At 71.4% G+C, this 23096-nt stretch carries 24 protein-coding genes; 11 read left to right on the top strand and 13 right to left on the bottom strand.

What is annotated here, in order from left to right; all coding sequences use genetic code 11:
- Positions 1–31 precede the first annotated feature (31 nt).
- Positions 32–769 (bottom strand): C40 family peptidase, encoded by a 738-nt coding sequence (locus tag BLW09_RS02565; protein ID WP_231947013.1) that lies wholly within the window; start codon positions 767–769, stop codon positions 32–34.
- Between the two features lie 257 nt (positions 770–1026).
- Between BLW09_RS02565 and BLW09_RS02560 the strand changes: the two genes are divergently transcribed.
- The 4 genes from BLW09_RS02560 to BLW09_RS02545 all read left to right on the top strand — a co-directional run bounded on the left by BLW09_RS02560 (position 1027) and on the right by BLW09_RS02545 (position 4355).
- Positions 1027–1851 carry a cytochrome c oxidase assembly protein gene (locus tag BLW09_RS02560; RefSeq protein ID WP_089908062.1) on the top strand — a complete coding sequence of 275 codons (825 nt, stop codon included), beginning with the start codon at positions 1027–1029 and terminating at the stop codon, positions 1849–1851.
- A 68-nt stretch (positions 1852–1919) separates the two neighbouring features.
- Entirely contained in the window at positions 1920–3314 is a 1395-nt protein-coding gene (locus BLW09_RS02555; protein WP_089908059.1) for an LLM class flavin-dependent oxidoreductase, read from the top strand.
- Positions 3315–3412: 98 nt separating this feature from the next.
- Positions 3413–3931, top strand: a complete 519-nt coding sequence (locus tag BLW09_RS02550) for a hypothetical protein (RefSeq protein WP_089908056.1) — start codon at positions 3413–3415, stop codon at positions 3929–3931.
- A gap of 22 nt (positions 3932–3953) precedes the next feature.
- Positions 3954–4355: a VOC family protein gene (locus tag BLW09_RS02545; protein ID WP_089908053.1), complete on the top strand. Its 402-nt coding sequence runs from the start codon at positions 3954–3956 to the stop codon at positions 4353–4355.
- A 22-nt stretch (positions 4356–4377) separates the two neighbouring features.
- Here the strand turns inward: BLW09_RS02545 and BLW09_RS02540 are convergent, their stop codons facing one another.
- On the bottom strand, positions 4378–6162 hold the full coding sequence (locus tag BLW09_RS02540; RefSeq protein ID WP_089908050.1) for a DHA2 family efflux MFS transporter permease subunit: 1785 nt from the start codon (positions 6160–6162) through the stop codon (positions 4378–4380).
- A 58-nt stretch (positions 6163–6220) separates the two neighbouring features.
- Here BLW09_RS02540 and BLW09_RS02535 point away from each other — a divergent pair, with 58 nt between their 5' ends.
- On the top strand, positions 6221–6985 hold the full coding sequence (locus BLW09_RS02535) for an alpha/beta hydrolase (RefSeq protein ID WP_089908048.1): 765 nt from the start codon (positions 6221–6223) through the stop codon (positions 6983–6985).
- Here BLW09_RS02535 and BLW09_RS02530 read toward each other — a convergent pair.
- Both BLW09_RS02530 and BLW09_RS02525 read right to left on the bottom strand, forming a co-directional pair.
- Positions 6982–7827 carry an MBL fold metallo-hydrolase gene (locus tag BLW09_RS02530; protein WP_089908045.1) on the bottom strand — a complete coding sequence of 282 codons (846 nt, stop codon included), beginning with the start codon at positions 7825–7827 and terminating at the stop codon, positions 6982–6984. The two genes, BLW09_RS02535 and BLW09_RS02530, sit on opposite strands and share 4 nt — an antisense overlap.
- 86 nt (positions 7828–7913) lie before the next feature.
- Positions 7914–8573: a fasciclin domain-containing protein gene (locus tag BLW09_RS02525; protein ID WP_089908042.1), complete on the bottom strand. Its 660-nt coding sequence runs from the start codon at positions 8571–8573 to the stop codon at positions 7914–7916.
- 127 nt (positions 8574–8700) lie between these two features.
- Between BLW09_RS02525 and BLW09_RS02520 the strand changes: the two genes are divergently transcribed.
- Positions 8701–10248: a molybdopterin-dependent oxidoreductase gene (locus BLW09_RS02520; protein ID WP_089908039.1), complete on the top strand. Its 1548-nt coding sequence runs from the start codon at positions 8701–8703 to the stop codon at positions 10246–10248.
- Positions 10249–10291: 43 nt separating this feature from the next.
- Here the strand turns inward: BLW09_RS02520 and BLW09_RS18860 are convergent, their stop codons facing one another.
- On the bottom strand, positions 10292–10456 hold the full coding sequence (locus BLW09_RS18860; protein ID WP_157696892.1) for a hypothetical protein: 165 nt from the start codon (positions 10454–10456) through the stop codon (positions 10292–10294).
- Positions 10457–10572: 116 nt separating this feature from the next.
- Positions 10573–11130, bottom strand: coding sequence for a GNAT family N-acetyltransferase (locus BLW09_RS02515; protein WP_089908036.1), 558 nt, complete (start codon positions 11128–11130; stop codon positions 10573–10575).
- Between the two features lie 110 nt (positions 11131–11240).
- Here BLW09_RS02515 and BLW09_RS02510 point away from each other — a divergent pair, with 110 nt between their 5' ends.
- From BLW09_RS02510 to BLW09_RS02490, 4 genes are all read left to right on the top strand, one after another.
- A complete protein-coding gene (locus BLW09_RS02510; RefSeq protein WP_089908033.1) occupies positions 11241–11621 on the top strand; it encodes an ArsR/SmtB family transcription factor in 381 nt (126 codons plus the stop codon).
- The gene (locus BLW09_RS02505) at positions 11618–12619 is read left to right on the top strand and encodes a cation diffusion facilitator family transporter (RefSeq protein WP_231947011.1); all 1002 of its coding nucleotides are present in this window, start codon (positions 11618–11620) and stop codon (positions 12617–12619) included. Before BLW09_RS02510 ends, BLW09_RS02505 begins: the two co-directional genes overlap by 4 nt.
- Positions 12620–12626: 7 nt before the next feature.
- Positions 12627–13223 carry a cation transporter gene (locus BLW09_RS02500; RefSeq protein ID WP_089908030.1) on the top strand — a complete coding sequence of 199 codons (597 nt, stop codon included), beginning with the start codon at positions 12627–12629 and terminating at the stop codon, positions 13221–13223.
- A 244-nt stretch (positions 13224–13467) separates the two neighbouring features.
- Entirely contained in the window at positions 13468–14214 is a 747-nt protein-coding gene (locus tag BLW09_RS02490; RefSeq protein WP_089908028.1) for a DedA family protein, read from the top strand.
- Here the strand turns inward: BLW09_RS02490 and BLW09_RS02485 are convergent.
- From BLW09_RS02485 to BLW09_RS02470, 4 genes are all read right to left on the bottom strand, one after another.
- Positions 14173–15030 (bottom strand): transglutaminase family protein, encoded by an 858-nt coding sequence (locus BLW09_RS02485; protein WP_089908025.1) that lies wholly within the window; start codon positions 15028–15030, stop codon positions 14173–14175. The genes BLW09_RS02490 and BLW09_RS02485 overlap by 42 nt on opposite strands.
- Positions 15027–15953 (bottom strand): alpha-E domain-containing protein, encoded by a 927-nt coding sequence (locus BLW09_RS02480; RefSeq protein WP_018192252.1) that lies wholly within the window; start codon positions 15951–15953, stop codon positions 15027–15029. The genes BLW09_RS02485 and BLW09_RS02480 overlap by 4 nt, the downstream gene beginning before the upstream one ends.
- Positions 15947–17638, bottom strand: coding sequence for a circularly permuted type 2 ATP-grasp protein (locus tag BLW09_RS02475; RefSeq protein ID WP_089908021.1), 1692 nt, complete (start codon positions 17636–17638; stop codon positions 15947–15949). Before BLW09_RS02475 ends, BLW09_RS02480 begins: the two co-directional genes overlap by 7 nt.
- 76 nt (positions 17639–17714) lie before the next feature.
- Positions 17715–18086: a cupin domain-containing protein gene (locus BLW09_RS02470; protein WP_089908016.1), complete on the bottom strand. Its 372-nt coding sequence runs from the start codon at positions 18084–18086 to the stop codon at positions 17715–17717.
- Between the two features lie 58 nt (positions 18087–18144).
- Here BLW09_RS02470 and BLW09_RS02465 point away from each other — a divergent pair, with 58 nt between their 5' ends.
- Positions 18145–19668 carry an ATP-dependent DNA ligase gene (locus tag BLW09_RS02465; RefSeq protein WP_089908013.1) on the top strand — a complete coding sequence of 508 codons (1524 nt, stop codon included), beginning with the start codon at positions 18145–18147 and terminating at the stop codon, positions 19666–19668.
- Between the two features lie 273 nt (positions 19669–19941).
- Here BLW09_RS02465 and BLW09_RS02460 read toward each other — a convergent pair whose 3' ends face one another.
- The 3 genes from BLW09_RS02460 to BLW09_RS02450 are packed head-to-tail and all read right to left on the bottom strand — an operon-like array spanning position 19942 to position 23088.
- Positions 19942–21039 (bottom strand): Lrp/AsnC family transcriptional regulator, encoded by a 1098-nt coding sequence (locus BLW09_RS02460; protein ID WP_231947009.1) that lies wholly within the window; start codon positions 21037–21039, stop codon positions 19942–19944.
- A complete protein-coding gene (locus tag BLW09_RS02455; RefSeq protein ID WP_089908007.1) occupies positions 20970–21878 on the bottom strand; it encodes an alpha/beta fold hydrolase in 909 nt (302 codons plus the stop codon). The genes BLW09_RS02460 and BLW09_RS02455 overlap by 70 nt, the downstream gene beginning before the upstream one ends.
- Before the next feature lie 37 nt (positions 21879–21915).
- A complete protein-coding gene (locus tag BLW09_RS02450; protein ID WP_089908004.1) occupies positions 21916–23088 on the bottom strand; it encodes a M24 family metallopeptidase in 1173 nt (390 codons plus the stop codon).
- Between the last annotated feature and the right edge of the window lie 8 nt (positions 23089–23096).

Here is a 23096-nt window from a genome sequence, read left to right as displayed (position 1 = left end):
GCTCGGCATCGACGGCGGGACCTCCTGACCGTCAGGGCAGCAGGCGCGTGAAGTGGTGGGGGACGCCCTGCCAGACGGTCGTGATCTCGACCGGGCGGCCCTCCTCCGGCGCCTGGATGAGCACCCCGTCGCCGAGATAGATCGCGATGTGCTCCTCGTCGTCGAACACCACGAGGTCGCCCGGCTGCGCTTCGCTCTCGCTGATCGGGCGGCCCGCGTCGTCCTGCAGATGGACCAGGTGCCCGAGGGGGATGCCGACCGCCGCGTACGAGACCATCACCAGGCCCGAGCAGTCGATGCCCGAGTGGTCCGCGCCGTCGAGCACATACGGGTCGCCCAGATAGCTGAGCGCCGTCGCGACGATCTTCTCGCGCACGCCGCCGACGGCGAGCGCCGACACGATCGCTCCCGCCGCACGCTCGCCCGCCGCACCGCCGTGCCCGGCGATGATGCCGGCGACCGCCGAAGCGACCGGGTCGTCGCGATCGACGCGGGCGGAGGCGACGATCGCCGAGACGGTCATCGTCTGGTGGGACGCGCGACCGGATGCCGCCGCCGTCACGATGTCGATGGGCTCCGCCATGGCAGGCGGCGCCATGGCGATGCCGGCGAGGAGCGCGATGGTCGCACCGGAGGCGCCGAGCGCGACGCCGCGGCGCGAGTCTCCGCGGGAGGGCCGGGCGCCGACCGCCCGTCGGCGGCGTGAGCGCCCGGCGGTGCGCTCCGCGCGTTCCTGCTCCAGAGCCCGCCGTCGTTCGCCGCCCGTCATCCAGACCTCGCCCGTGTCACGACCCGCACCCCATCGCCCGATGTCCGCGCGACCGGGATCGAGCCTAGGTGGGCGCGCGGCGCCTCCCCCGGGAGTCCTCTGAGTCGGGCTGATGTTCCTCTCAGACGGAGCACACCGGGCGGAATGCCGGGCACGGCCGGGATGAGAATGGGCACGCCCGCCACCGATCGGAGCCGCTCACGCCCCCCGTCGCCGTCTTCCTCACCACCTGGTCGTTCGACCCTGCCGCAGCCGGCCTGCTCGCCGCTGCCGCGCTCCTCTACCTCGGCGGGGTCCTCCGCCTCCGCCGGAACGGCCGCCGCTGGCCGCTCCGGCTGACGGCGGCGTTCCTCGTCCTCGGCCTCGGGTCGTACGCGGTCATCTCGTTCGGGTTCCTCGGCGCCGAGAGCACCGACCTGCGCTGGGCGTTCACGACCAGGATCGCGCTGCTGCTCTTCGTCGTGCCTGCGTTCCTCGCGCTCGGCCGGCCCGTCGCCCTCGCGCGCGTGGCGCTCGGGCCGGCCGGGCGCCGGCGCACCGACCGGGTCATGCGATCCTGGCCGGTGCGCACGTTCGGCAACGCCATCGCCGCCCCGGTGTTCGCGTGCGCGGTGTTCCTCGTGTTCCTCACGCCCCTCGCCGCGGTCCTGCGCGACTCCGTCTGGTCCGAGTGGACGATCTCGGTCCTGACCCCGCTCGTCGGCCTGCTGCTGGTGCTGCCGATCGTCGCGCACTCCGTCGTCCGCACCGGTTTCTTCATCACCGTGGAGTTCCTGCTCGCTTTCGTCGAGCTGGTGCTGGACGCGATCCCCGGCCTGCTGCTGCGTCTCAACGACGGCATCCTGGATCACGCGCCGGCGATCGTCGCGCGGACGCCGTTCTGGTTCCCCTCCCCGCTCCACGACCAGCACCTCTCCGGCGACCTGCTCTGGTTCATCGCCGAGGTCGCCGACGTGCCCGTGCTGGTCCTGCTGTTCGTCCGGTGGATGCGCCTGGAGCGCACCGAAGGCAAGCGCTACGACGACCTCAGCGACGACGAGCTCGCGGAGCTGACCCGGCAGCACCTCCGCCAGAGGGGCTGAGCCGAGCCAGCGTTACGCCCGATGACGGACCGCGTGCGGCCCCGGCGCGGTTCGCTCATCCTGGACCCATGACCAGGCAGATCCGCTTCAACGCGTTCGACATGAACTGCGTCGCCCACCAGTCGTCCGGCATGTGGCGGCATCCCGAGGACCAGGCGTGGCGCTACAAGGACCTCACCTATTGGACCGAACTCGCGAAGCTGCTGGAGCGCGGGAACTTCGACGGCATCTTCATCGCGGACGTGCTGGGCACCTACGACGTGTACGGCGGCAGCAACGAGGCCGCCATCCGCCACGGCGCGCAGGTGCCGGTGAACGACCCGATCCTGCTGGTCTCCGCGATGGCGCTGGTGACCGAGAACCTCGGCTTCGGCATCACGGCGGGCACGGCCTACGAGCACCCCTACCCGTTCGCGCGGCGCATGTCGACGCTCGACCACCTGACCAACGGCCGCGTCGGCTGGAACGTCGTCACCGGTTACCTTCCCTCGGCCGCCCGCAACATGGGCCACGACGACCAGCTGCAGCACGACGACCGCTACGACCACGCCGACGAGTACCTCGAGGTGCTCTACAAGCTGTGGGAGGGCTCCTGGGAGGACGACGCGGTCATCCGCGACCGGGAGTCCGGTGTCTTCACCGACCCGTCGAAGGTGCACGAGATCGGCCACCGCGGCACGCACTTCACGGTGCCGGGCATCCACCTCTCCGAGCCGAGCCCGCAGCGCACGCCGGTCATCTACCAGGCCGGGGCGTCCAAGCGCGGGATCGCGTTCGCCGCAGAGAACGCGGAGGCGATCTTCGTCGCCGCCTCCACCAAGGAGGGCCTGAAGGCGACGGTCGGCAAGCTGCGCGATGCCCTGGAGGCGGCCGGCCGCGACCGCTACTCCGCCCGCATCTACACGCTGCTGACGATCATCACTGACGAGACCAGCGAGAAGGCGCAGGCGAAGTTCCAGGACTTCCTGCAGTACACCAGCGACGAGGGCGCGCTCGTCTTCATGTCCGGCTGGATGGGCGTCGACCTCTCGCAGTACGACCTGGACGAGCCGATCGGCAACGTCGACAGCAACGCCATCCAGTCGGCTGTGGCGAACTTCCAGCGGCCGAACGAGGACGGCGGCGAGTGGACGGTGCGCGACATCGGCCGTAACGGCGCCATCGGCGGGCTCGGGCCGTTCATCGTGGGGTCGGCCGTCGAGATCGCCGACCAGCTGCAGGAGTGGGTCGAGGAGACCGACGTCGACGGCTTCAACCTGGCCTACGCCATCACGCCGGGAACTTTCGAGGACATCGTCGAGTTCGTCATCCCGGAGCTGCGGAAGCGCGGCGCCTACCCGGAGGAGTACGCGCCGGGGACGCTGCGCAACAAGCTGCACGGCGCGGGCGACCGGCTGCCGGAGACGCACCGCGGAGCCCGGTACAAGGTGACCCCGTCGGTCCCCGCCTCCCCGGTCGTCTGAAGGTCAGGAGACCGTCGCTCCTCTAGCCTGGCTAGCGATAGGCTGAGATGGACACGCGGTCCCCCACCGCGCGCACGGTGGCGACCGAAAGGCGGGCCATGACGGACACTGCTGCGATCCAGGACCAGCTGCGCGAGCTGCTCGACGGCGAGCGCGGGCTGAAGGAGCTGCTCGGCGCGAACCCCGACTGGCTTCCCGTGCTGATCCGTCAGCTGGAGCTCGCCGTCGGCGACCACCGGATCATCTACCTGGGCGCCGCCATCGCGTCGGGTCTGTCCACCGTCACCCTGCGCGTCGGGATCTTCACCGATCACACCGTCGTCGCCGCCGAGGTCGTCGACGACAGCACACCGGGAGCGCAGGTCGTGACCCGCGTCGAGAGCCGCGCCGGACTGCTCCGCTTCGAGCTGTCCGGCGGGACGGAGAACGACAACAGCAACGAGTCGTCGTGGCAGGGCGGCTTCCGCGTCCGGGCGTTCTACCGCTCCGGTCTGGTCGTCACCGTTCCCGCCAACATCGTCGACACCGAGGCGAAGCGCGTCTCCGTGCACGCCGTGCTCGACGGCATCCGTGCCGACCTGCAGGCGCACCCGCCGTCGTCCGTGCAGGACGACTGAGCATCCCGGGCCGGGAGGAACCATGATCTCGTCAGCGGTCGCCCTCAGCTATCGCGACGCCCCGGCTGCGATCGCCTGGCTCGAAGCGCTCGGATTCGATGTCCTGCAACTGCAGTCCGGCGAGAACGGCTTCGTGCTGCACAGCGAACTGCGCTGGGCCGACACGGTCGTGATGGTGGCATCGAACGATGCGGCCTACCAGGTCCCCCCGCTCGTCGGGGTCTCCACCGGGATCGGCCTGTACCTCGTCACCCAGGACGTCGACGGGATGTTCGCGCGCGCCGTCGACGCCGGTGCGAGGGTGGTCTTCCCGCCCGAGGACACGGACTGGGGCAGCCGCCGCGCACGCGTGCTCGACCCCGGCGGCCGGGAGTGGAGCTTCGGGTCGTATCGCCCCGGCGAGCAGTGGAGCGCCTCCGCCTGAGCGGGGTCGCCCCGGGTGAGCGTCACCCCTGCGCGAGGTCGCGGAAGAACCGGGTCAGCAGCGCCCGCGAGCGGTGATCGAGCCGGGAGGCCACCGCGCGGGCGCCGTCCAGGTCGGGGTCCGCCTCCAGGGCGTCCGCGAGCTGCTGCACCATGAGGGCGATGTCGTCCGCGGTGTGCTCTGCCCGTGCGTCCGCATCGCCCGCCCCATCCGCCTCGGCCGCCTCTGTTCCGTCGCCCGGCCGCCGGGCGCCGCTGCCCAGGGACACCGTCGCCAGCAGGCCGACGACCAGGAACCCGGCCGCGGCGAATGCCGCCCATCGCGTGCCGTCGCTGAACGCCTCCTTCGCGTCCGCGGCGACGGGAGCCGTCCGCGGGTCCTGCTCCAGCCCGGCGATCGCGGCCCCGGAGCTGTCGACCACCGCCGACACGAGCTGGTCGCGCTGCGCGGCCGGAACACCCCGATCGTCGAGCCGGGCGTCGAACACCGCCGTCGCCGTGGCGAACAGCACGGTCCCGAGCACGGCGATGCCCAGGGCGGAGCCGATCTGGCGCGCGGTGCTCGTGGTGCCGGAGCCCTGCCCGCTCTGCTCGACCGGCACATCCCGTAGCACCACGCCCGTGAGCTGCGCGGTCGCGAGCCCGACGCCGAAGCCATAGACGAAGAGGAAGGGGATGAGCGCACCCCACGGGGTGGTGGACGAGATGACGAACCCGAGGCCGGCGACCCCGACGATCTCGGCGACCAGGCCGACGCGGACGATCGTCACGGGGGCGATCCTGTTGCCGAACGCGCCGGCGAAGCCGCTCGCGAGAAAGGACCCGATCGCGAGCGCGAGCAGGATGAGGCCGGTGTCGAGCGCGCTGTAGCCGAGCACGTTCTGCAACCAGATCGGGAGCGCCAGGATGATGCCGAACTCGCCGAGCGAGACGATCGTCGCGGCGATGTTGCCGTTGCGGAACGAGGGGATGCGGAAGAGGTCGAGCGCCAGCATGGTGCTGCGGCCCGCCCGGATGCGCGCGCGTCCCCGCAGGACGAACAGCACTCCCCCGAGGACCGCCACGGCGAAGGCGATCGGCACGGGCGAGAGGTCGAACGGCCAGCGCCAGTCGCCGATCTCCGGTCGCGTGTCCACGAGCCACCAGCCGTAGGTCCGCCCCTCGATGAGCCCGAAGACGAGGCTCGCGGAGGTGACGACCGAGAGCAGCGCGCCCACCCAGTCCACGCTGCGCGCCGCCCGGGTGTCGCGGGACTCCGGCACCGTCGCGAGCACGCCGACGACGATGAGGATCCCGAGCGGGATGTTGATGCCGAACGCCCAGCGCCACGAGAACGCCGTCGTCAGCCAGCCGCCGAGCAGCGGGCCGAGCGCCGTCATGCCGCCGATGGTCGACCCCCAGACCGCGAAGGCGATCGCGCGCTCCTTCCCGCGGAAGTTCGCGTTGATGAGGGAGAGGGTGGTCGGCAGGACCATCGCACCGCCGACGCCCTGCAGCAGCCGTGCCCCGATCAGGAAGGCGCCCGTCGGAGAGAAGGCCGCGGCCACCGAGGCCAGCGTGAAGATCGTCACACCGAGCAGCAGCATCCGACGGCGTCCGAACCGGTCGGCCAACGTCCCGAACACGAGCAGGAGGGCGGCGAACACGAGCGTGTACGACTCCTGCACCCACTGGACGCCGGTCGACCCGATGTGGAGCTCGTCGACGATGGAGGGGATGGCGACGTTGACGATCGTCGAGTCGACGATGATGAGCGCGACGCCGATGCTGATGAAGACCAGCCCGGCCCAGCGGGTACGTGGGGACATCAAAACTCCCTTGCCTGGAGATTAGTCAGCAAGCTTATGGTCAGGTTACGCTGGATTCGTGAGCCGGTCCAGCAGAACCCGTCATCGCGTCCGGAACGCCGTCGTCGCGGTGCTCGGCGTCGTCCTCCTCGTGGTGATCGGCTTCCTCGCCTGGGCGTCGACGCCGATGATGGGTGAGCGCTCAGCCGCGCTCATGGCCTGGCGCGACCCGGCCGTCCGCATCCACGACGCCGGCGACGCCGTCGTGATGGAGCCGACCGGAACGGCCTCTGGCGACGGCCTGGTCTTCGTCCCCGGCGCGCTCGTCGACCCGTACGCCTACCTGAACAAGCTCTCCGGCGCCGTCGCCGAGACGGGCCTCACCGTCGTCATCACCAAACCGACACTCAACCTGGCGTTCTTCGACCAGCGCCCGCTCTCGACGTTCACCCGGCACGCCCAGCAGGTGACCGACTGGTACGTGGGCGGCCACTCCCTCGGCGGGGTGCGCGCCTGCCAGCTGGCCGAGCAGCCGGGCGTGACCGGCCTCATCCTGTTCGGCTCGTACTGCGCGAACGACCTCAGCGGCACCGACCTGCGGGTGCTGTCGATCGGAGGCACTCGGGACGGTCTGAGCACCCCAGCCAAGATCGCGGCCGGTCGCCCGCTGCTGCCCGACGACGCCAGGATGGTGCAGATCGCGGGCATGGACCACGCCCAGTTCGGCGACTACGGCGAGCAGCCGGGCGACCGGCCGGCCACCATCGACGACGAGACGGCCCGCGCCCGGCTGACGCAGGCGCTCAGCGCCTTCCTGCGGGACGACGGATCGGGCGGCCGCTAACCGACGGGCGATCCGTCCGCCGACCACTCCGCCGACCACTCCCCGGCCACGACCCTCCCGCTCCGCAACTCGGGGAAGTGCGCGCCGACACCCGTCGTACCCGGTTCCGCCAGCTGGGCCCACAGGGCCTGACGCGTGCGCTCGGCGATGGCGGCGTCCACGTCGCCCATCGAGCGCCAGCCGTCCTCGGCCATCTGCTGCGGGATGGTGATGGAGTCGCCCAGCAGGAGCAGCCGCTCTCCGCCCGACTCGGCCACCACCGCCAGGTGACCGGGCGTGTGACCCGGCGCAGGGACGGCACGCACGCCGGGTGCGACCACGACGTCGGTCTCGACGGGACGCAGCGCCGGGGTTCCTTCGGCGGCCCGGAATCCGGCCTCGATGTGCGGGGCCATCTCGCCCGGGCCGTTCACGAAGTGCGCCCACTCGGCCGCCCCGAACCAGACCCGGGCGTTCGGGAAGATCGGCCGGGCGTCCCTGCCGAACAGCCAGCCGACGTGGTCCAGGTGGAAGTGCGTGATCACGACGTCGGTGATCTCCGCCGGGGCGACGCCCGCGGCGTGCAGACCGGTGAGCAGCTGACCGCCGACGAGCATCATCCCGTCCGGCATCGGGTCGAGCGCAGGGCCGAGGCCCGCATCCACCAGGACGACCGGTGCGGGAGCGTCGGTGCCGGTCTGCTCCTGCCGGATCAGGAAGCACCCGATCGGGAGCCACGCCGCCCCGTCGCGGTCGAAGACATCCGGCCGTTCGGTACCGGAGACATGGTCGCCGAAATAGCTCGGCCGCGCGACGAACGCGCCGTCGGAGATCGCATCCACTCGGAGTCCGCCTACCCGCATGGAGGCAGCTTACGGGGGCACGACAGACGACGCGGCCGTGCAGCGGGATGCTGCACGGCCGCGTCGGGACGGGCTGATGCCGGGACTTACTTGGCCGGGGGCATCAGGACCGAGTCGATCAGGTAGACGGTGGCGTTGGCCGTCTTGACGCCGCCGCAGATGACGTTGGCGTCGTTGACCTTCATCGAGTCGCCGGAGCCGCTGACAGTCACGTCAGAGCCCTCGACGGTCTTGTGGGTGCCGTCGATCTCGGAGGGCGAGAGCTGCCCGGGCACCACGTGGTACGTGAGGATCGAGGTCAGCGTGGCCGTGCCGGCGTCGGTCTTCAGCGTCTCGATCGTCGCGGGGTCGATCTTCTTGAACGCGTCGTCGACCGGGGCGAAGACGGTGAAGTCGCCGCCGTTCAGGGTGTCGACCAGGTTGACCTGGGGGTTGAGCTTGCCCGAGACGGCTGCGACGAGCGTCGTCAGCAGCGGGTTGTTGCTCGCCGCGGTGGCCACCGGGTCCTCGGCCATGCCGGAGACGGAGCCGGCGCCCGACGGGACCTGCTTGGCGTAGGCCGCGCAGCCGGGGCCGACGAGGTCGGCGGCCGGGTCCATCTTCGAGGCGGACGGGGTGGACGAGCTCATGGAGCCGGAGTCGCTCGAGCCGGAGCTGGAGCTGCCCGAACCCGAGGAACAGGCGGTGAGGGTGAGGGCGGCTGCGGCCAGGATGGCTGCCGCTGCGAGACGAGCTGTGGATCGCATGGTTCTTCTCCTTCGAGGGATGGTGACGATCGTTGCGGCCGCCGCGGGGCGGTCATCAGGGGTTCGGCCCCGGCGGCGAATCGGATTGGAAGCAATCCGCGGAGCCTCTCCGCCCCGAACTCCAGGCATGTCAGCGAAGAAGAGAATCGGCACCATCGCCCTGGCCGCACTCGCCGGGGCGGTGAGCGGTGGCGTGTTCCTCGGGGCGGCCGAACTGGTGGCTCTGCTGACGGTGCGCGACGCGAGCCCGATCGTCGCCGTCGGCTCGTTCGTGATCGACATCGTTCCGCGCTGGGCGAAGGAGCTGGCGATCGAGCTGTTCGGGTCGAACGACAAGCTGTTCCTGCTGGCGAGCCTCGGCTTCGCGGTGTTCGTCGCTGCCGCCGTCGCCGGTGTGCTGGAGCTGTGGCGGCGCGGGGTGGGTGTCGCGCTGTTCGCGGTCGCCGGTATCGCGGCCGTCGTCGCGACGCTGACGCGCGCGGGCGCCAGCCCGTTCGGCTTCCTGCCGTCCGCGGTGGGAGCGGTGGCGGGAGCCGTCGTGCTGCGGCTGCTGATCGGCCGGCTGCACGCCTGGCGCGGCGGCACCGCCGGGTCGGAGGCGGCGGGTGTCGACCGCCGCCGGTTCCTGGTGCTCACGTCGGTCGCAGCGGCAGGAGCGCTGGTCGCCGGGGTCGGCTCACGCCTGGGGTCCGCTGCCACGTCCTCCATCGCAGCGGTGCGCTCGGCGCTGCGGCTGCCGGCGCCGGCCTCCCGGCTGACGGTGCCCGCCGGGGCGGAGCTCGACGTCCCGGGGATCAGCCCGCTGTTCACCCCGAACACGGACTTCTACCGGGTGGACACGGCCCTCACGGTCCCGTCGGTCGACCCGGCGACCTGGCGTCTCACCATCGACGGGATGGTCGAGAAGCGCGTCGAACTGAGCTTCCAGGACCTCGTCGACATGCGCCCGTCGGAGTACGGCGTCACCCTCACCTGCGTGTCGAACGAGGTCGGCGGCAATCTCGTGGGCAACGCGCGCTGGCTGGGCGTCCCGGTGCGCGACATCCTTGCCCTCGCCCGGCCGCGACGGGGAGCCGACATGGTGCTGTCGCGCAGCGTCGACGGCTTCACCGCCAGCACGCCCCTCGACGCCCTCACCGATGACGGCCGCGATGCGATCCTCGCGATCGGCATGAACGGCGAGCCGCTGCCCCTCGAGCACGGCTTCCCGGTGCGGATGGTCGTCCCCGGTCTGTACGGCTACGTGTCGGCGACCAAGTGGCTGACCGAGCTGAAGGTGACGACGTTCGCCGCCGACCAGGCGTACTGGACCCCGCGCGGCTACAGCGCGAAGGCCCCGATCAAGCTCTCCAGCCGCATCGACACCCCGCGCGTGGACAAGCCCCTCTCCGCGGGCCCGACGAAGATCGCCGGTGTCGCCTGGGCGCAGACGGTCGGCATCCGCACCGTCGAGGTGCGGATCGACGGCGGCGACTGGCAGCAGGCGAAGCTCTCGACGCCGATCAACGCCGACACCTGGGTCCAGTGGTCCCTGGACTGGGACGCGACGGCGGGCAGCCACACGCTCGCCGTCCGCGCCACCGACCGGGCGGGCCGCGTGCAGGAGCAGAAGCGCACCCCGATCGCACCGGACGGATCGACGGGCTGGCAGCAGACGCTGGTGCGAGTGGCGTGAGCCCCGCCGGCCGCCGCCATTCCGCCGGGCACCCGCGCGCGGCCTAGGAGCGCCCGGTCTCCGGCGACGACGACGTCTGGATCAGCTGCGCAGGATCGTCGGAGGCGGCCATGGCGCGGTAGCGGACCCACGACGCGAGCTGATGGGCGGTCGGGGTCCGTCCTTCGTGGACGGCCGCAGCGATCTCGTTGGCGTAGAGATCCCGCATCTCCTCTGCCTGACGGCGAAGTGGCACTGTGTCCTCCCTGAGGTTCAGCCCGTCCGGGCCCGTCCGGTCGTGCCGTCGCACGAACCGCCTCCCCCTATCATCGCCGACGGGCGCGATCACCCCATCCGGCGTGGCTCGTCGTCCCAGGGAACGGGCGTCGTCGTGCCCTCCCGCCAGTCGTGACGGAGGATCGCGTAGGCGACGGAGGCGACGGGCCGCCCACCGGCCACCGGCCAGGCCTCGCGGTAGTGCGCTTCTTTGACCCACCCGCACCGGAGGAACACCCGCCGCATCGCGACGTTGTCCTCCCTCGTCTGGCCCTCCAGACGGTCCACGTCCGCCCTGGTGCCGAACACGTGGTCCGTCGTCGCGCGCAGGGCGAGCGTGCCGAGCCCCCGACCGCGTGCCCGCCCGTCGATCCGGAGATCGACCAGCGGCGTCGGGTCGCTCAGATCCTCCAAGCGGACGGTCCCGATCCGCTCGCCGCCCGGTCCTTCGAGCCAGAACGCCTCGTGGTCGTCATCGCCGTACGCGCCTGCATCGATCGCAGCGAGCACCGCCGCGCGATCGGGCCGCGTCACGACATGGAAGGGGAAGTCATTGCCCGTCAAGAAGCTGACGAGGGCCTCGCGATCCGGCCCGTACGGATCGAGCGGACGCAGCGAGACGGTCATCCGCGCACTCTATCGTCCGCGGCGGGAGGCCGCGCGACATGCGGACAGCTCATTGGGCCCGCTCGCCCGCGGAGCTTGACCGTCCGTCAGGCGCGGGCTTTAATCTGCATATGCATGCAGATAAGCCGATATGCGGGCGCCTTCCGGACAGTCAGTACGTCGAGCTCGCCGTCGAGGTGTTCGCCATGCTGGCGGACGCCACGCGCGTTCGGATCGTACTGGCGCTGCGGGATGCCGGCGAGCTGTCCGTGAACCATCTCGCGGACATCCTCGACAAGCAGCCCGCGGCGGTGTCTCAGCATCTGGCCAAGCTGCGGCTGGCCAGGATCGTCGCCACCCGGCAGGACGGCCAGCGCGTGTTCTACCGGCTGGAGAACGAGCACGTCAGCCGGCTCGTGAGCGATGCGATCTTCCAGGCCGAGCACTCGCTCGGGGGCATCCCGCGGCACCACCATCCGGCAGCGTCGGCAGAGGACGAGGCGACCGCATGACCTCCGAGACGCACACGCACCACGACCACGACCACGACCACCATCACCCGACCGGGTTCCGGGGCATTGTGCACGGCCTGTTCGTCCCGCACTCGCACGACGCGGCCGATTCGATCGACGACGCCATGGAGGCGAGCGTGGAGGGGGTCCGCGTCCTCAAGATCAGCCTGCTCGTGCTGCTCGCGACCACGCTGCTGCAGGCCGTCATCGTCGCGTTCAGCGGGTCGGTCGCCCTCCTGGCGGACACGGTGCACAACTTCTCGGACGCCCTGACCGCCGTCCCGCTCTGGGTCGCCTTCGTGCTCGGCCGTCGGGCCGCCTCCCGCCGCTACACCTACGGCTACGGGCGTGCGGAGGATCTGGCCGGGCTGTTCATCGTCGCCGTCGTCGCACTGTCCGCCGTCGTGGCCGCCTGGCAGTCGATCGACCGGCTGTTCCATCCGCATCCACTGGAGAACCTGGGCTGGGTGGTCGTCGCCGGTCTCATCGGGTTCGCCGGAAACGAGGCGGTCGCGGTCTATCGCATCCGGGTCGGCCGGCGCATCGGATCCGCGGCCCTGGTCGCCGACGGCGTCCACGCCAGGATCGATGGCTTCACATCCCTTGCGGTGGTCCTGGGCGCGCTGGGGGTGATGCTCGGCTTCCCCCTCGCCGACCCGATCGTCGGGGTGCTCATCTCGGCCGCGATCGTCGTCCTGCTCTGGGGCACCGTCCGCAGCATCGGCAGGAGGCTGCTCGACGGCATCGAGCCGCACCTGGTCGACCAGCTCGAGCACGCGCTGGCCGGGACGCCCGGCGTCGTCGCGGTGCCGCGCGTGCAGCTGCGCTGGATCGGCCATCGGCTGCACGGAAGCGCCGAGCTCGAGGTCGACGCGGTGAGCCTGAGCGACGCCCGGCGGATCGCGGAAGCGGCCCGCGCGCATGCCAGGGAGCACCTGGGCACCCTCGACGACCTTCACCTGCAGGTCGCGCCGGGCGGCGCGCCGGGACGGACGTGACCCGGCGATGAACACCACGGCGAACCCCGGCACCCGGACGGCGCTCGTCCGGGCGGGCATCGGCCTGGAGGCGGTCACCCTCGGCTGGAACATCGTCGGCGTGGTGGTCCTGGCCGCCGCGGCCTTCGCCAGCACGTCGGTCGCCCTGCTCGGGTTCGGCCTCGACAGCCTCATCGAGATCGGCGCCAGCATCGTGGTGATCTGGGAGCTCACCGGTTCCGCGGAGCGACGACGGCGCGTCGCCCTGCGGTCGATCGGCGTCGCGTTCGTGCTTCTCGGCGCCTATCTGCTCGTCCAGGCGATCGTGACGCTGGCGGCGGGTCACCGCGCCACACCGAGCCCGCTGGGCGTCGGCTGGACGGCCGCGACAGCGATCGTCATGTTCCTCCTGGCGTTCGGGAAGGCGCGGGTCGGCCGGCGCCTCGCCAACCCGGTGCTGATGGCCGAAGGGCGCGTCACGCTCGTCGACGGCATCCTGGCCACCAGCGTCCTGCTCGGCATCGGCCTCGACGGGCTGCTCGGCTGGTGGTGGGCCGACCCGGTCGCCTGCCTCGTCATCGTCGTCTACGCCGCGCGCGAGGCTGTCCACATCTTCCGGGAGTGACCGTGCCCGAGTGGATGTGGACCGTCATCGGAGTGCTCGTCGCGCTGGTCGCGATGTGGATCGCACTCGTCGTCGTCCTGCTCGTCCAGCACCGGCGGGCCTCGCGAGCCTCGTGGCTCTCGCGCGCGTGGCGCGCCCGCCCGCGCAGGAGCCGCCGGACCAGCACCCTCCGGCGTGACGCGCGGGCTGGGAGGCCGCCGCGCATCCACCCTTCTCCCACCACGTCACGGGTAGCCTCGTCGCCATGACAGGACAGCTCATCGCCCTGCCCGTCGGCGCGTCGCCGCTGCAGACGCAGACCGACCCCTCCGAGCTCGGCGGCATCGCCGGACTCGCCGCCCGGATCATGACCGCCCTCGGCGAGATCGGGGTCGGACTCTGCTCCCTGGCGGAGGTGGTGTTCCCGCCGATCCCGAGCGAGGTGATCCTGCCGTTCGCCGGGTTCCTCGCGTACCAGGGATCGCTGAACGTGGTGCTGGTGCTGCTCGCGGCGACACTGGGCAGCTTCGCAGGGGCCGCCCTCCTCTACGTCCTCGGGCGGCGAGTGGGCGAAGAGCGCGCCGTCCGGCTGCTGTCGCGGCTGCCGCTCGTCGAGGAGGAGGACTTCCGGAAGGCCGCCGACTGGCTCACCCGGCACGGACGCGGGGCCGTCTTCTTCGGCCGGCTCGTCCCGCTGGTCCGGAGCCTGATCTCGCTCCCGGCGGGTGCGACGCGGATGCCGTTCGGCCGGTTCGCCGCGTTCACCCTCGCGGGGACGCTGCTGTGGAACGCGCTCCTCGTGGGCGCCGGGTTCGCGCTCGGCACGCAGTACCACCTGGTCGAGCGCTACACCGAGTACATCGACATCGTGGTGTACGCCGCGGCCGGCCTGGTTCTCGGCTGGCTGGTGCTGCGCCGCATCCTGCGTCACCGCGGAACACGACGGGATGCCGGCCCGTCGCGCGCAGACTCACGCCTCGCGAGTGATGGAGACCGAGACGAACAGTTCTGACCCACTGCCGCCCGCGTAGACGCCCCGCAGGGGTGTGACGTCGGTGTAGTCCCGGCCGTGGCCGACGCGCACGTGACGGTCGCCGATGGGGATGCTGTTCGTCGGGTCGTAGCCGTGCCACCCGCCGCAGAACCACTCCACCCACGCGTGCGACTCCCCGACGACGGTCTCCCCGACGGCGGCGTCAGCCTGGGGATGCAGATAGCCCGAGACGTAGCGTGCGGGGATCCCCACCGAGCGGAGCGCCCCGACCGCGACGTGCGCGATGTCCTGGCAGACCCCGCTCCGCGCGTCCCAGGCCTCGGCGGCAGCGGTTCGAACGCCGGTCACTCCGCTCACGTACTCCATCTCGGACGACACTGCTGCGACGATCGCCTGGGCGGCGGCGCAGGGTCCGTCGACGTCGGGTCCCAGGCCTGCCACGACGGATCCGGCGAGCTCGGCGAGGGAGGGCGGCGGAGCGGTGAGCGCCGTCTGACGGAGCTGCTCGACGCACGCGGCGGACCTCGGGACGACGGCGGCGAGCTCCTCCCAGCCGACAGCCGAGGTGGGGTGCTCCGCCTCGAGCACCTCGACGAGACTGCTCGCCGTGATCGTCAGTTCGCTGTGCGGGGCGAGCACATCGAATGCCAGGACCCTGGTGCCCCAGTAGTCCGTGTACTGGTGGTGGGAGGAGACCGGCTGCACATCGAGGGACGAGTGGAGCACGAGCTGCCGGGAGCCGGAGACGGGGAGCATGCGCGCCTCGTTGTACGAGGCGGTCACGTCGCCGTCGTAGCGGTAGCCCGTCGAATGCACGATCCTGAGCCGTTTCACGCCCTGTCCCCCGTCCAGCTCGGCGCAACGCTCTCGGGGAAGTAGCGCATGGCGACCGCCGTCGTCGCCGCGCTCGTCGCGTCCTGGATGGCCGACATGAAGGCCGGGAGGTCGTCGAGAACGTCGGCCACCGGCCGGAACTCGAGCTCGCTCCGCACCTGCCCGAGCATCCGTGCCGCCTGATCGGAGACCCCGACCCGCTCGAGTCTCGGCTCGATCTCGCGCAGACTGTCCACCGCGCGCGCCACCGAGTAGAGGATCGATCGCGGGAAGAGCCTGTCGTGAAGGAGGAACTCCGCCGCGTTCCTCGCGGACGGCACTCCGCGATACGTCCGCAGGTACGCCTCGTAGGCGCCGCAGGAGCGCAGGAGGGTCGTCCAGCTCGGCCCGCTCGCCTCGGTCAGCGACCGGGTCGCGAGCAGGCGTGCCGTCATGTCTGCCCGCTCCAGGCTGCGGCCGAGGGTGAAGAAGTGCCAGGCCTCGTCGCGGCTCGCCCCGGACTCCATCAGCCCGACGGCGAGGGCCGCCCGCTCTCGCACCCAGCTGAAGAACTCGTGCACCTTGTCGCTGGTCACCCGTCGCGGCATCCGTGCGGTCGTGGTGTTGAGGCACTCCCAGAGTTCGGTCGAGATGATCTCGCGGGCGCGCCGGGCGTTCTCGCGCGCAGAGGCGAGCGAATAGACGATGGATGCGGGCGCCGCGCGGTCGACCGCCAGGATGCGGAGCACGTCCTCCCGGACGATCGCGGACTCCGGCGCCGGGCTGCCCATGACGCTGAGGAGCGATCGGCACGCGGTGTCCTCGTCGATCCACGGGTCTTCGAGGAGGAGTTGCAGGTGAACGTCGAGGATGCGGGCCGTGCCGTCGCTCCGCTCGATGTAGCGGCCGATCCAGAAGAGCGAGGAGGCGATGCGACTCAGCACGAGGTGACCTCCTCCGGGACGCCCTGCTGCTGCTGTTGCTGTTGTTGCTGCTGATCGGAGCGCGGCGCGTCCTCCGCGGAGTGGTCGGGCACGTGCTGAGCGGAGACACCCGGCCCCGCCGCCTGCTCGGCGACGATTCCCGCCACCCGGGAGGCCCCCTCCACCGCATCGCCGGGGCGCGGCTGACCCGAACGGTCGGCCGTCCCGTCGGCCACCGGGGCGCCGACCACCCAGGTATCCTTCGATCCGCCGCCCTGGCTGCTGTTGACGACCAGCTGGCCCTCGGCGAGGGCGACACGGGTGAGACCTCCCGGGAGGACCCAGATGTCTCGGCCGTCGTTGACGGCGAACGGGCGGAGGTCGACGTGCCGCGGACGCATCCCGTCGTCGACCAGAGTGGGGATGGTCGACAACTGCACGACCGGCTGGGCGATCCACCCGCGCGGGTCGGCGGCGAGACGTGCGCGGAGGTCGGCGAGCTCTGCGCGGGAGGCGTCCGGCCCGATCACGAGGCCCTTGCCGCCGGAGCCGTCGACCGGCTTGACGACGAGCTCGTCGAGCCGGTCGAGCACCTCGGCGAGCGACTCCGGTTCCTCCAGGCGCCAGGTGTCGACGTTGGGGAGCACCGGCTCCTCGGCGAGGTAGTAGCGGATGAGGTCGGGCAGGTACGTGTAGACGAGCTTGTCGTCGGCGACGCCGTTGCCGACGGCGTTGGCGATCGTCACATTCCCGAGGCGCGCGGCCAGCATCAGGCCCGGCGTGCCGAGGACGGAGTCGACGCGGAACTGAAGCGGATCGATGAAGTCGTCGTCGATCCGCCGGTAGATCACGTCGACCTTCTGGGGTCCCGACGTGGTGCGCATCCACACGTGACCCCCCGAGCAGAACAGGTCGCGCCCCTCGACCAGCTCGACCCCCATCAGCCGGGCGAGGAGGGTGTGCTCGAAGTAGGCGGAGTTGTAGACGCCGGGGGTCAGCACGACGACGTTCGGGTTCTCCATGCCGTCGGGGGCGCTCGCCCGGAGCGCCTGGAGCAGCCGATACGGATAGTCGCCGACCGGGCGCACCCTCATCGAGGTGAACAACTCGGGGAGCGTCTGGGCCATCACGCGCCGGTTCGAGATGACATAGCTGACGCCGCTCGGGATGCGGACGTTGTCCTCGAGAACGCGCCACGCTCCGACCTCGTCACGGATCAGGTCGATGCCCGACACCTGGATCCGGACGCCGTTGGCCGTCGTGATCCCGGCCGCCGCCCGATGGAAATGCGCCGACGAGGTGATCAGCCCCGCCGGGATGACGCCGTCACGGACAGCGTTCTGGTCGCCGTACACGTCGCTCAGGAATGCCTCGAGCGTGCGGACGCGTTGCCTGACTCCCGCCTCGACGTGGGCCCACTCGTCCTGCTCGATCACCCGCGGGACGGCATCAAGCGGGAACGGCCGCTCCTCGCCGGCGAAGTCGAAGGTCACGCCCTGCGCGAGGTACGACCTGGCCAGCGCCTCTGTCCGCCCCCGCAATTCCTCCTGGGTGAGCGAGGCAAGGGCCGCGAACAGCTCGCGATAGGCCGGGCGGATGCCGCCCTCGGATGCTGCCGTGTCCGCGAACATCTCGTCGAAGGGGGCGCTGCCGCCCTGACGCCTGCCGGACGCCGCGGTCGTGTATCCGCCGAACAGCTCGCCCATGGCCAGACGCTATCGGCGGCGCGTTTCGCCCGCGTTTCGGCGGTGTTGCGAGTGTTTCGACTCCGTCCGCGGCCGATCAGGCCTCGTCGGCGAGCTCGCGCAGCTCGACCGTCCGCTCGCCGGGCCGGTCCCCGGTGTTGACGGTGCCCTGCGGCTCCACCATGACGACGAGCGCGTCCTCGTCGGCCTTCGGGCAGTGCTCGACGCCGCGCGGCACCACGAACACGTCGCGTGGGCCGAGCTCCACATCCCCGTCGCGCAGCTGGATCGTGAGCCGTCCCTCGATCACGAGGAACAGCTCGTCCGTCTCGGGATGCGCGTGCCAGACGAACTCGCCGCGCAGCCGGGCGACCTTCACGTCGTAGTCGTTGACGCTCGCGAGGCGGTGCGGCTGCCACGGCTCCGGGATGAGGGCGAAGGCGGCGTCGAGGTTGTGGACCTGGTTCATGTCGTCAGCCTAGATCCGACCCGCCGGCGACGTCGGAGGCGGGTGGTTGGATGGGGGCGTGCTCCTCGACACGCTCGTCACGACGGCCGAGACCGTCGCATCCACGCGGTCCCGGCTGGCGAAGGTGGATGCGCTCGCGGCGCTGCTCACCCGCCTCGAACCGGACGAGATCGCACCGGCCGTCGGGTTCCTCGTCGGCAAGGCGCGGCAGGGGCGCGTCGGCGTCGGCTGGCGCGGGCTCGCCGGCGCGATGGGCGAACCCGCGGCGGAGGCCTCGCTGACCGTCGACGATCTGGATGCGCTGCTCGACCGGCTCGCCGCCCTGTCGGGATCCGGCTCGGCCGGGGAGCGCAACCGCATCCTCCGCGACTTCACCGCGCGGGCCACCGCGCGTGAGCAGGACTTCATCGCCCGCGTGCTCCTCGGCGAGATGCGGACCGGCGCGCTCGAAGGCGTGCTGACCGACGCGATCGCCCGCGCCGCCGACCGCCCCGGCGACAGCGTGCGCCGCGCGGCGATGCTGTCCGGAAGCCTGGGCGAGACCGCGCGGCTCGCGCTCACCGGCACCGCGGAGGAGCTCGACGCCGTCGGCCTCGTCGTGGGGCGCCCGGTGCTCCCGATGCTGGCGGCCTCCGCGCCCAGCGCCGCGGACGCCCTCGCCACCACCGGAGAGGCCTCGGTCGAGTACAAGCTGGACGGCGCGCGCATCCAGGTGCACCGGCACGGGGACGAGGTGCGCGTCTCCACCCGCAACCTGGCCGACATCACCCACCGCCTGCCCGACGTGGTCGAGGTGGCGCGCCGGCTGCCGGTCCGTGACGTGATCCTCGACGGGGAGACGCTGTCGCTGGATGAGGACGGTGCGCCCCGGCCCTTCCAGGAGACCATGTCGAGATTCGGCGCCGATGCCCTGCGGGAGACGGTGCTGCGCCCCTGGTTCTTCGACATCCTGCACGTCGACGGGCGCGACCTGCTCGACGAGCCGCTCTCGACGCGTCTGGCGGAACTGGAGCGCGTGGCTGTAGAGCACCGCATCCCCGGCGAGGTCACAGCCGACCCCGAGGAGGCGGAACGCGTGTCGCGCGAGGCCATCGCCGCCGGGCAGGAGGGCGTGGTCGTCAAGGCGATCGACTCCCCCTACGCGGCGGGTCGGCGCGGCTCCAGCTGGGTGAAGGTCAAGCCGGTGCACACGTACGACCTGGTCGTCCTCGCCGTGGAGTGGGGGTCGGGCCGGCGCCAGGGGCTGCTGTCGAACATCCACCTCGGCGCTCGCGATCCGGAGGGCGCGTTCGGCGAGCCGGGCGGCTTCGTGATGGTCGGGAAGACCTTCAAGGGCCTCACCGACAAGCTCCTGGCTTGGCAGACGGAGCACTTCCAGGAGATCGAGGTGCGCCGAACCGCCGGGACGGTCTGGGTCGCGCCGACGACCGTCTTCGAGATCGCGATCGACGGTGTGCAGCGCTCCAGCCGCTACCCCGGCGGCATCGCCCTGCGCTTCGCCCGCGTCAAGCGGTACCGCGACGACAAGGACGCCGGCGAGGCCGACACGATCGAGACGCTGCGGGGCCTGCTGCGGGAGTGACCGCCCCGCACGCACCTCACCCTCGGCCCGAAACGGAGGAGTTCCCGGTCCGATCGGCTCGGGAACTCCTCCGTTTCGTGGATTCCGCCGGAGTGTCGGACGGAAACTCCTCCGTTTCCCGCCACCTCGCGGACGGCCGTGGAAAGGGAGGAACTCCCACGGCGACGCGCGGCGTTTCGTCACGAACGGAGGATGCGCGGAGCCGGACGCGCGGGATGTCCTCCGTTTCAGCAGCACCGACGGAGCCGACCGCACTGGACGCAGACGCGAGGGTCACGCCCGCAGCCGCTCCGCCTCGTCGGCGTAGCCCACCTGCGCCCGCCACCACGGCGTCTCGATGAATCCGCGCTTGAGGTACAGCAGCTCCATCGCCCCCGTCCATCCTTCGACCCCGTCGAGCACAGACAGCGTGTGCGAGATGAACTGGTTCAGCTCTGCCACCGAGGGCGTGATGAGCTCGCAGAACAGGGAGTTGTCGTCGAGCAGCGAGGCCAGGTAGCGCACGGCGGGATAGCCGGACAGCTCCTGCGCGACCGCCTCCAGCCGGGACGGCGCGACTTTCACCAGCAGCAGCGTCTCCGCGCCCATCCCGAGCGCGGCAGCGGGGACGAGCGTCAGGATGTCGAGGCAGCGGTTCGCGCGCATGCGGTCGAAGCGGCGCCGCACGCTCGACTCGTTCATGCCCGTCCGGTCGCCGATGGCCTGGAAGGTGACGCGCCCGTCGTCCCGGAGGGCGGCGAGGATGCGGCGGTCGGCCTCGTCCAGGTGGTCCGGCTCGCACATCTCGGCGTCGACCAGCGACGCCTTCTCGTCCTCCTGCGGCAGCTTCATCGTCTCGGCGAAGAGCTGCCGGCTCCAGTCGTGCCGCACCTTGTGGACGTGCATGATCAGGTCGCTGCGCCAGCGCTTGATGCCCGCGATGGATTGCAGCTGCTGGATGAGCTGCGGGTAGTGCGCAGCCCCTCCGGTCACCACGACCTCGGCCATGATGTCGTACTGCCCGGTCACCAGCGTCAGGAAGCGGACGTCGGCGTGCTCCACGAGCGCCGCCGCGACCTCGAGCTGCGTGCCCGGCCGGCAGTTCAGGCGAACCAGGAAGGTGTCGACCTGGCCGGAGCTGCCCAGCGCCGGGACCACGGCGATCCGCACGACGCCGTCCTGCACCAGCTGCTGACCGCGACGGGCGACGGTGGCGGAGGAGCTGCCCACCATGTCGGCGATCGCCGTCCAGCTGGCGCGGCCGTCGTGCTGCAGCGCGACGATGATCCGGCGGTCGAGGTCGTCGAGGGTGTCGAGCGCCTTCACTCGGACGCCGCGCTCCGCACCGGCGGCACCACTTCGTGCAGGAATCCCCGCACCGTGTCCGTCCATGCCTCCGCCTCCTCGATCTGGGGGGAGTGACCCGATTTCTCGAAGATCGCCAGCCGCGCATCCGGGATGAGCGACGCGATCGTCTCCGAGCACGAGACCGGCGTGATCCAGTCGGTCCGCCCGACGGTCACCAGCGTGGGTGCGGTGATCCCCGGGAGCGCCCCCTTGAGATCATAGGTCGGAAGGTTCTTCGAGAAGGCGTAATTGTGCGCTTCGTACCGGTACGGGGTCGCCGCGACCTTCCGCTCGACGGCCTCCGGGTCGTAGACGAAGTCGTACAGCGGGAGGATCTCGCGCCAGCAGTCGCGGAGGTCGTCGTTGTCGCGCACGCGGCCCTCGTCGATGCGGTCGAACTTCTCCATGTCGACGGTCACGCGGTCGGAGGCGAGCGCGTTCTTCCGCGACAGCTCCGAGTGGGAGTTGTCGGCGGCGGTGTCGCGGAGCACCAGGGCGAGCACGCGGTCCGGGTAGCGCGTTGCGTACTCGAGCGACATGAAGCCGCCGTAGGAGCCGCCGGCCATGATGATCCGCTCCGCGCCGATCCACTCGCGGAGCGCGTCGATGTCGGCCGCCCACTGCTCGTGGCTGAACTCGCCGTTGCCCTCGCTCTCGCCCGACCCCCGCGCGTCGAACACGACGACGCGGTACTCGTCCGCCAGGCGTCCGAAGCTGGCGCGCGGCTCGGCGCGCGAGCCGAGGCCCGGCGCCCCGTGGTGGGTGATGATCACCGGCGCGCCCTCCGGTCCGAGCACCTCGACGGCGAGGCGATTGCCGTTGATCTCGACGAACTGCGCGGTGGTGGTCGCTGCGGCGAACTCGGGGGAGACGTCTGTTGTCACGGTGTTCCTTTCGATGGCGGTGCTGTCGTGCGGCGGTTCAGAGATCGATGGTGCAGTGGTCGAGGTCGCGGGGGAAGGATGTCAGCGGCCTCGCGCCGTCCTCCGTGACCAGCATGGAGTCCGAGATGCGGTAACCGGCGTGACCGGGGATGTAGATGCCCGGTTCGTTGGAGACGATCATGCCCGCCTCCAGCAGTGTCGGGTCGCCGTCCTCCAGCCACGGCGGCTCGTGCATCCCCAGCCCGATGCCGTGCCCCTGCCGATGGCGGAGGAACTCGCCGAGTCCCGCCTCGCGGATGACGTCGAGGCAGTCCGCGTTCGCCTGCCGGCATTCGCGGCCGGGCCGGATGGCGGAGGCACCGGTGGCCTGCGCGAGCCGGACGGCGTCGTGGTAGCGGCGCTGGTCGGCGGTCGGCTCGCCGAGGACGAAGGTGCGCTCCCCCTCGACGAAGCGGCCGCCGACCGCGCAGCCGAGCGACAGCATGAAGGTGTCGCCGGGCTGCAAGCGGTAGCCGGACGGCAGGCCGTGCGGGTACGCCGAGTTGGCTCCGGCGTAGACCAGGCCGCCCGCGAGCGGCGACACCACGACGACGTCGTCGTGCTCGGCGTACATCGTCGCGACGCCGACACCGCCGACGTGCGAGGCCAGCTCGGCCTCGCTCGGCAGTTCGCCGCCGGCCGCGACGCGTTCGCGGATGAGCGCGACGCCGGATTCGAGCATCCGGTCGGTGATGCGGGCGGCCTCGGCGTGGAGGGCGATCTCCTCGGGCAGCTTGACGTAGCGCGCCACCGTGACCAGCTCCGTCGGAACGGCCTCGGCCGCGTCGAGCTCGGCGAAGGCGGCGGACTGCCGCTCCCACGTCATCCCGGTCGAGAATCCGACCCGGCCGGCGCGGCCCACCCGGTCGGCGAGCGCGCGGAACGGCGGGACGACACCGGGGAACTCGGGGAACGAGACGACGTCGGCCCGGGCGGACTGGCGTTCCGCGTTCTCCCGCTCCAGTTCGGGGACGAGGAGGACGGTGTCGCCGTCGGCGTCCATCCACACGGCGACGGGCCGTTCGCTCGGGTGGTGGAAGAAGCCGGTCAGATACGCCACGTCCTCCGGCGAGTCGGTCAGCAGCGCGTCGAGCCCCTCGGCGGCGAGCCGCGAGCGGACGCGGTCCTGGATGCGGTCGAGCGCCTCGGCGGTCAGGCGGGTGCGGAACACGGGTCTCC

It is taken from the genome of Leifsonia sp. 21MFCrub1.1 (assembly GCF_900107895.1).
GTDB classification, from domain to species: domain Bacteria; phylum Actinomycetota; class Actinomycetes; order Actinomycetales; family Microbacteriaceae; genus Leifsonia; species Leifsonia soli.
Note: the sequence above shows the minus strand (reverse complement) of the source record. Positions and strands in the feature narration are given on the sequence as shown.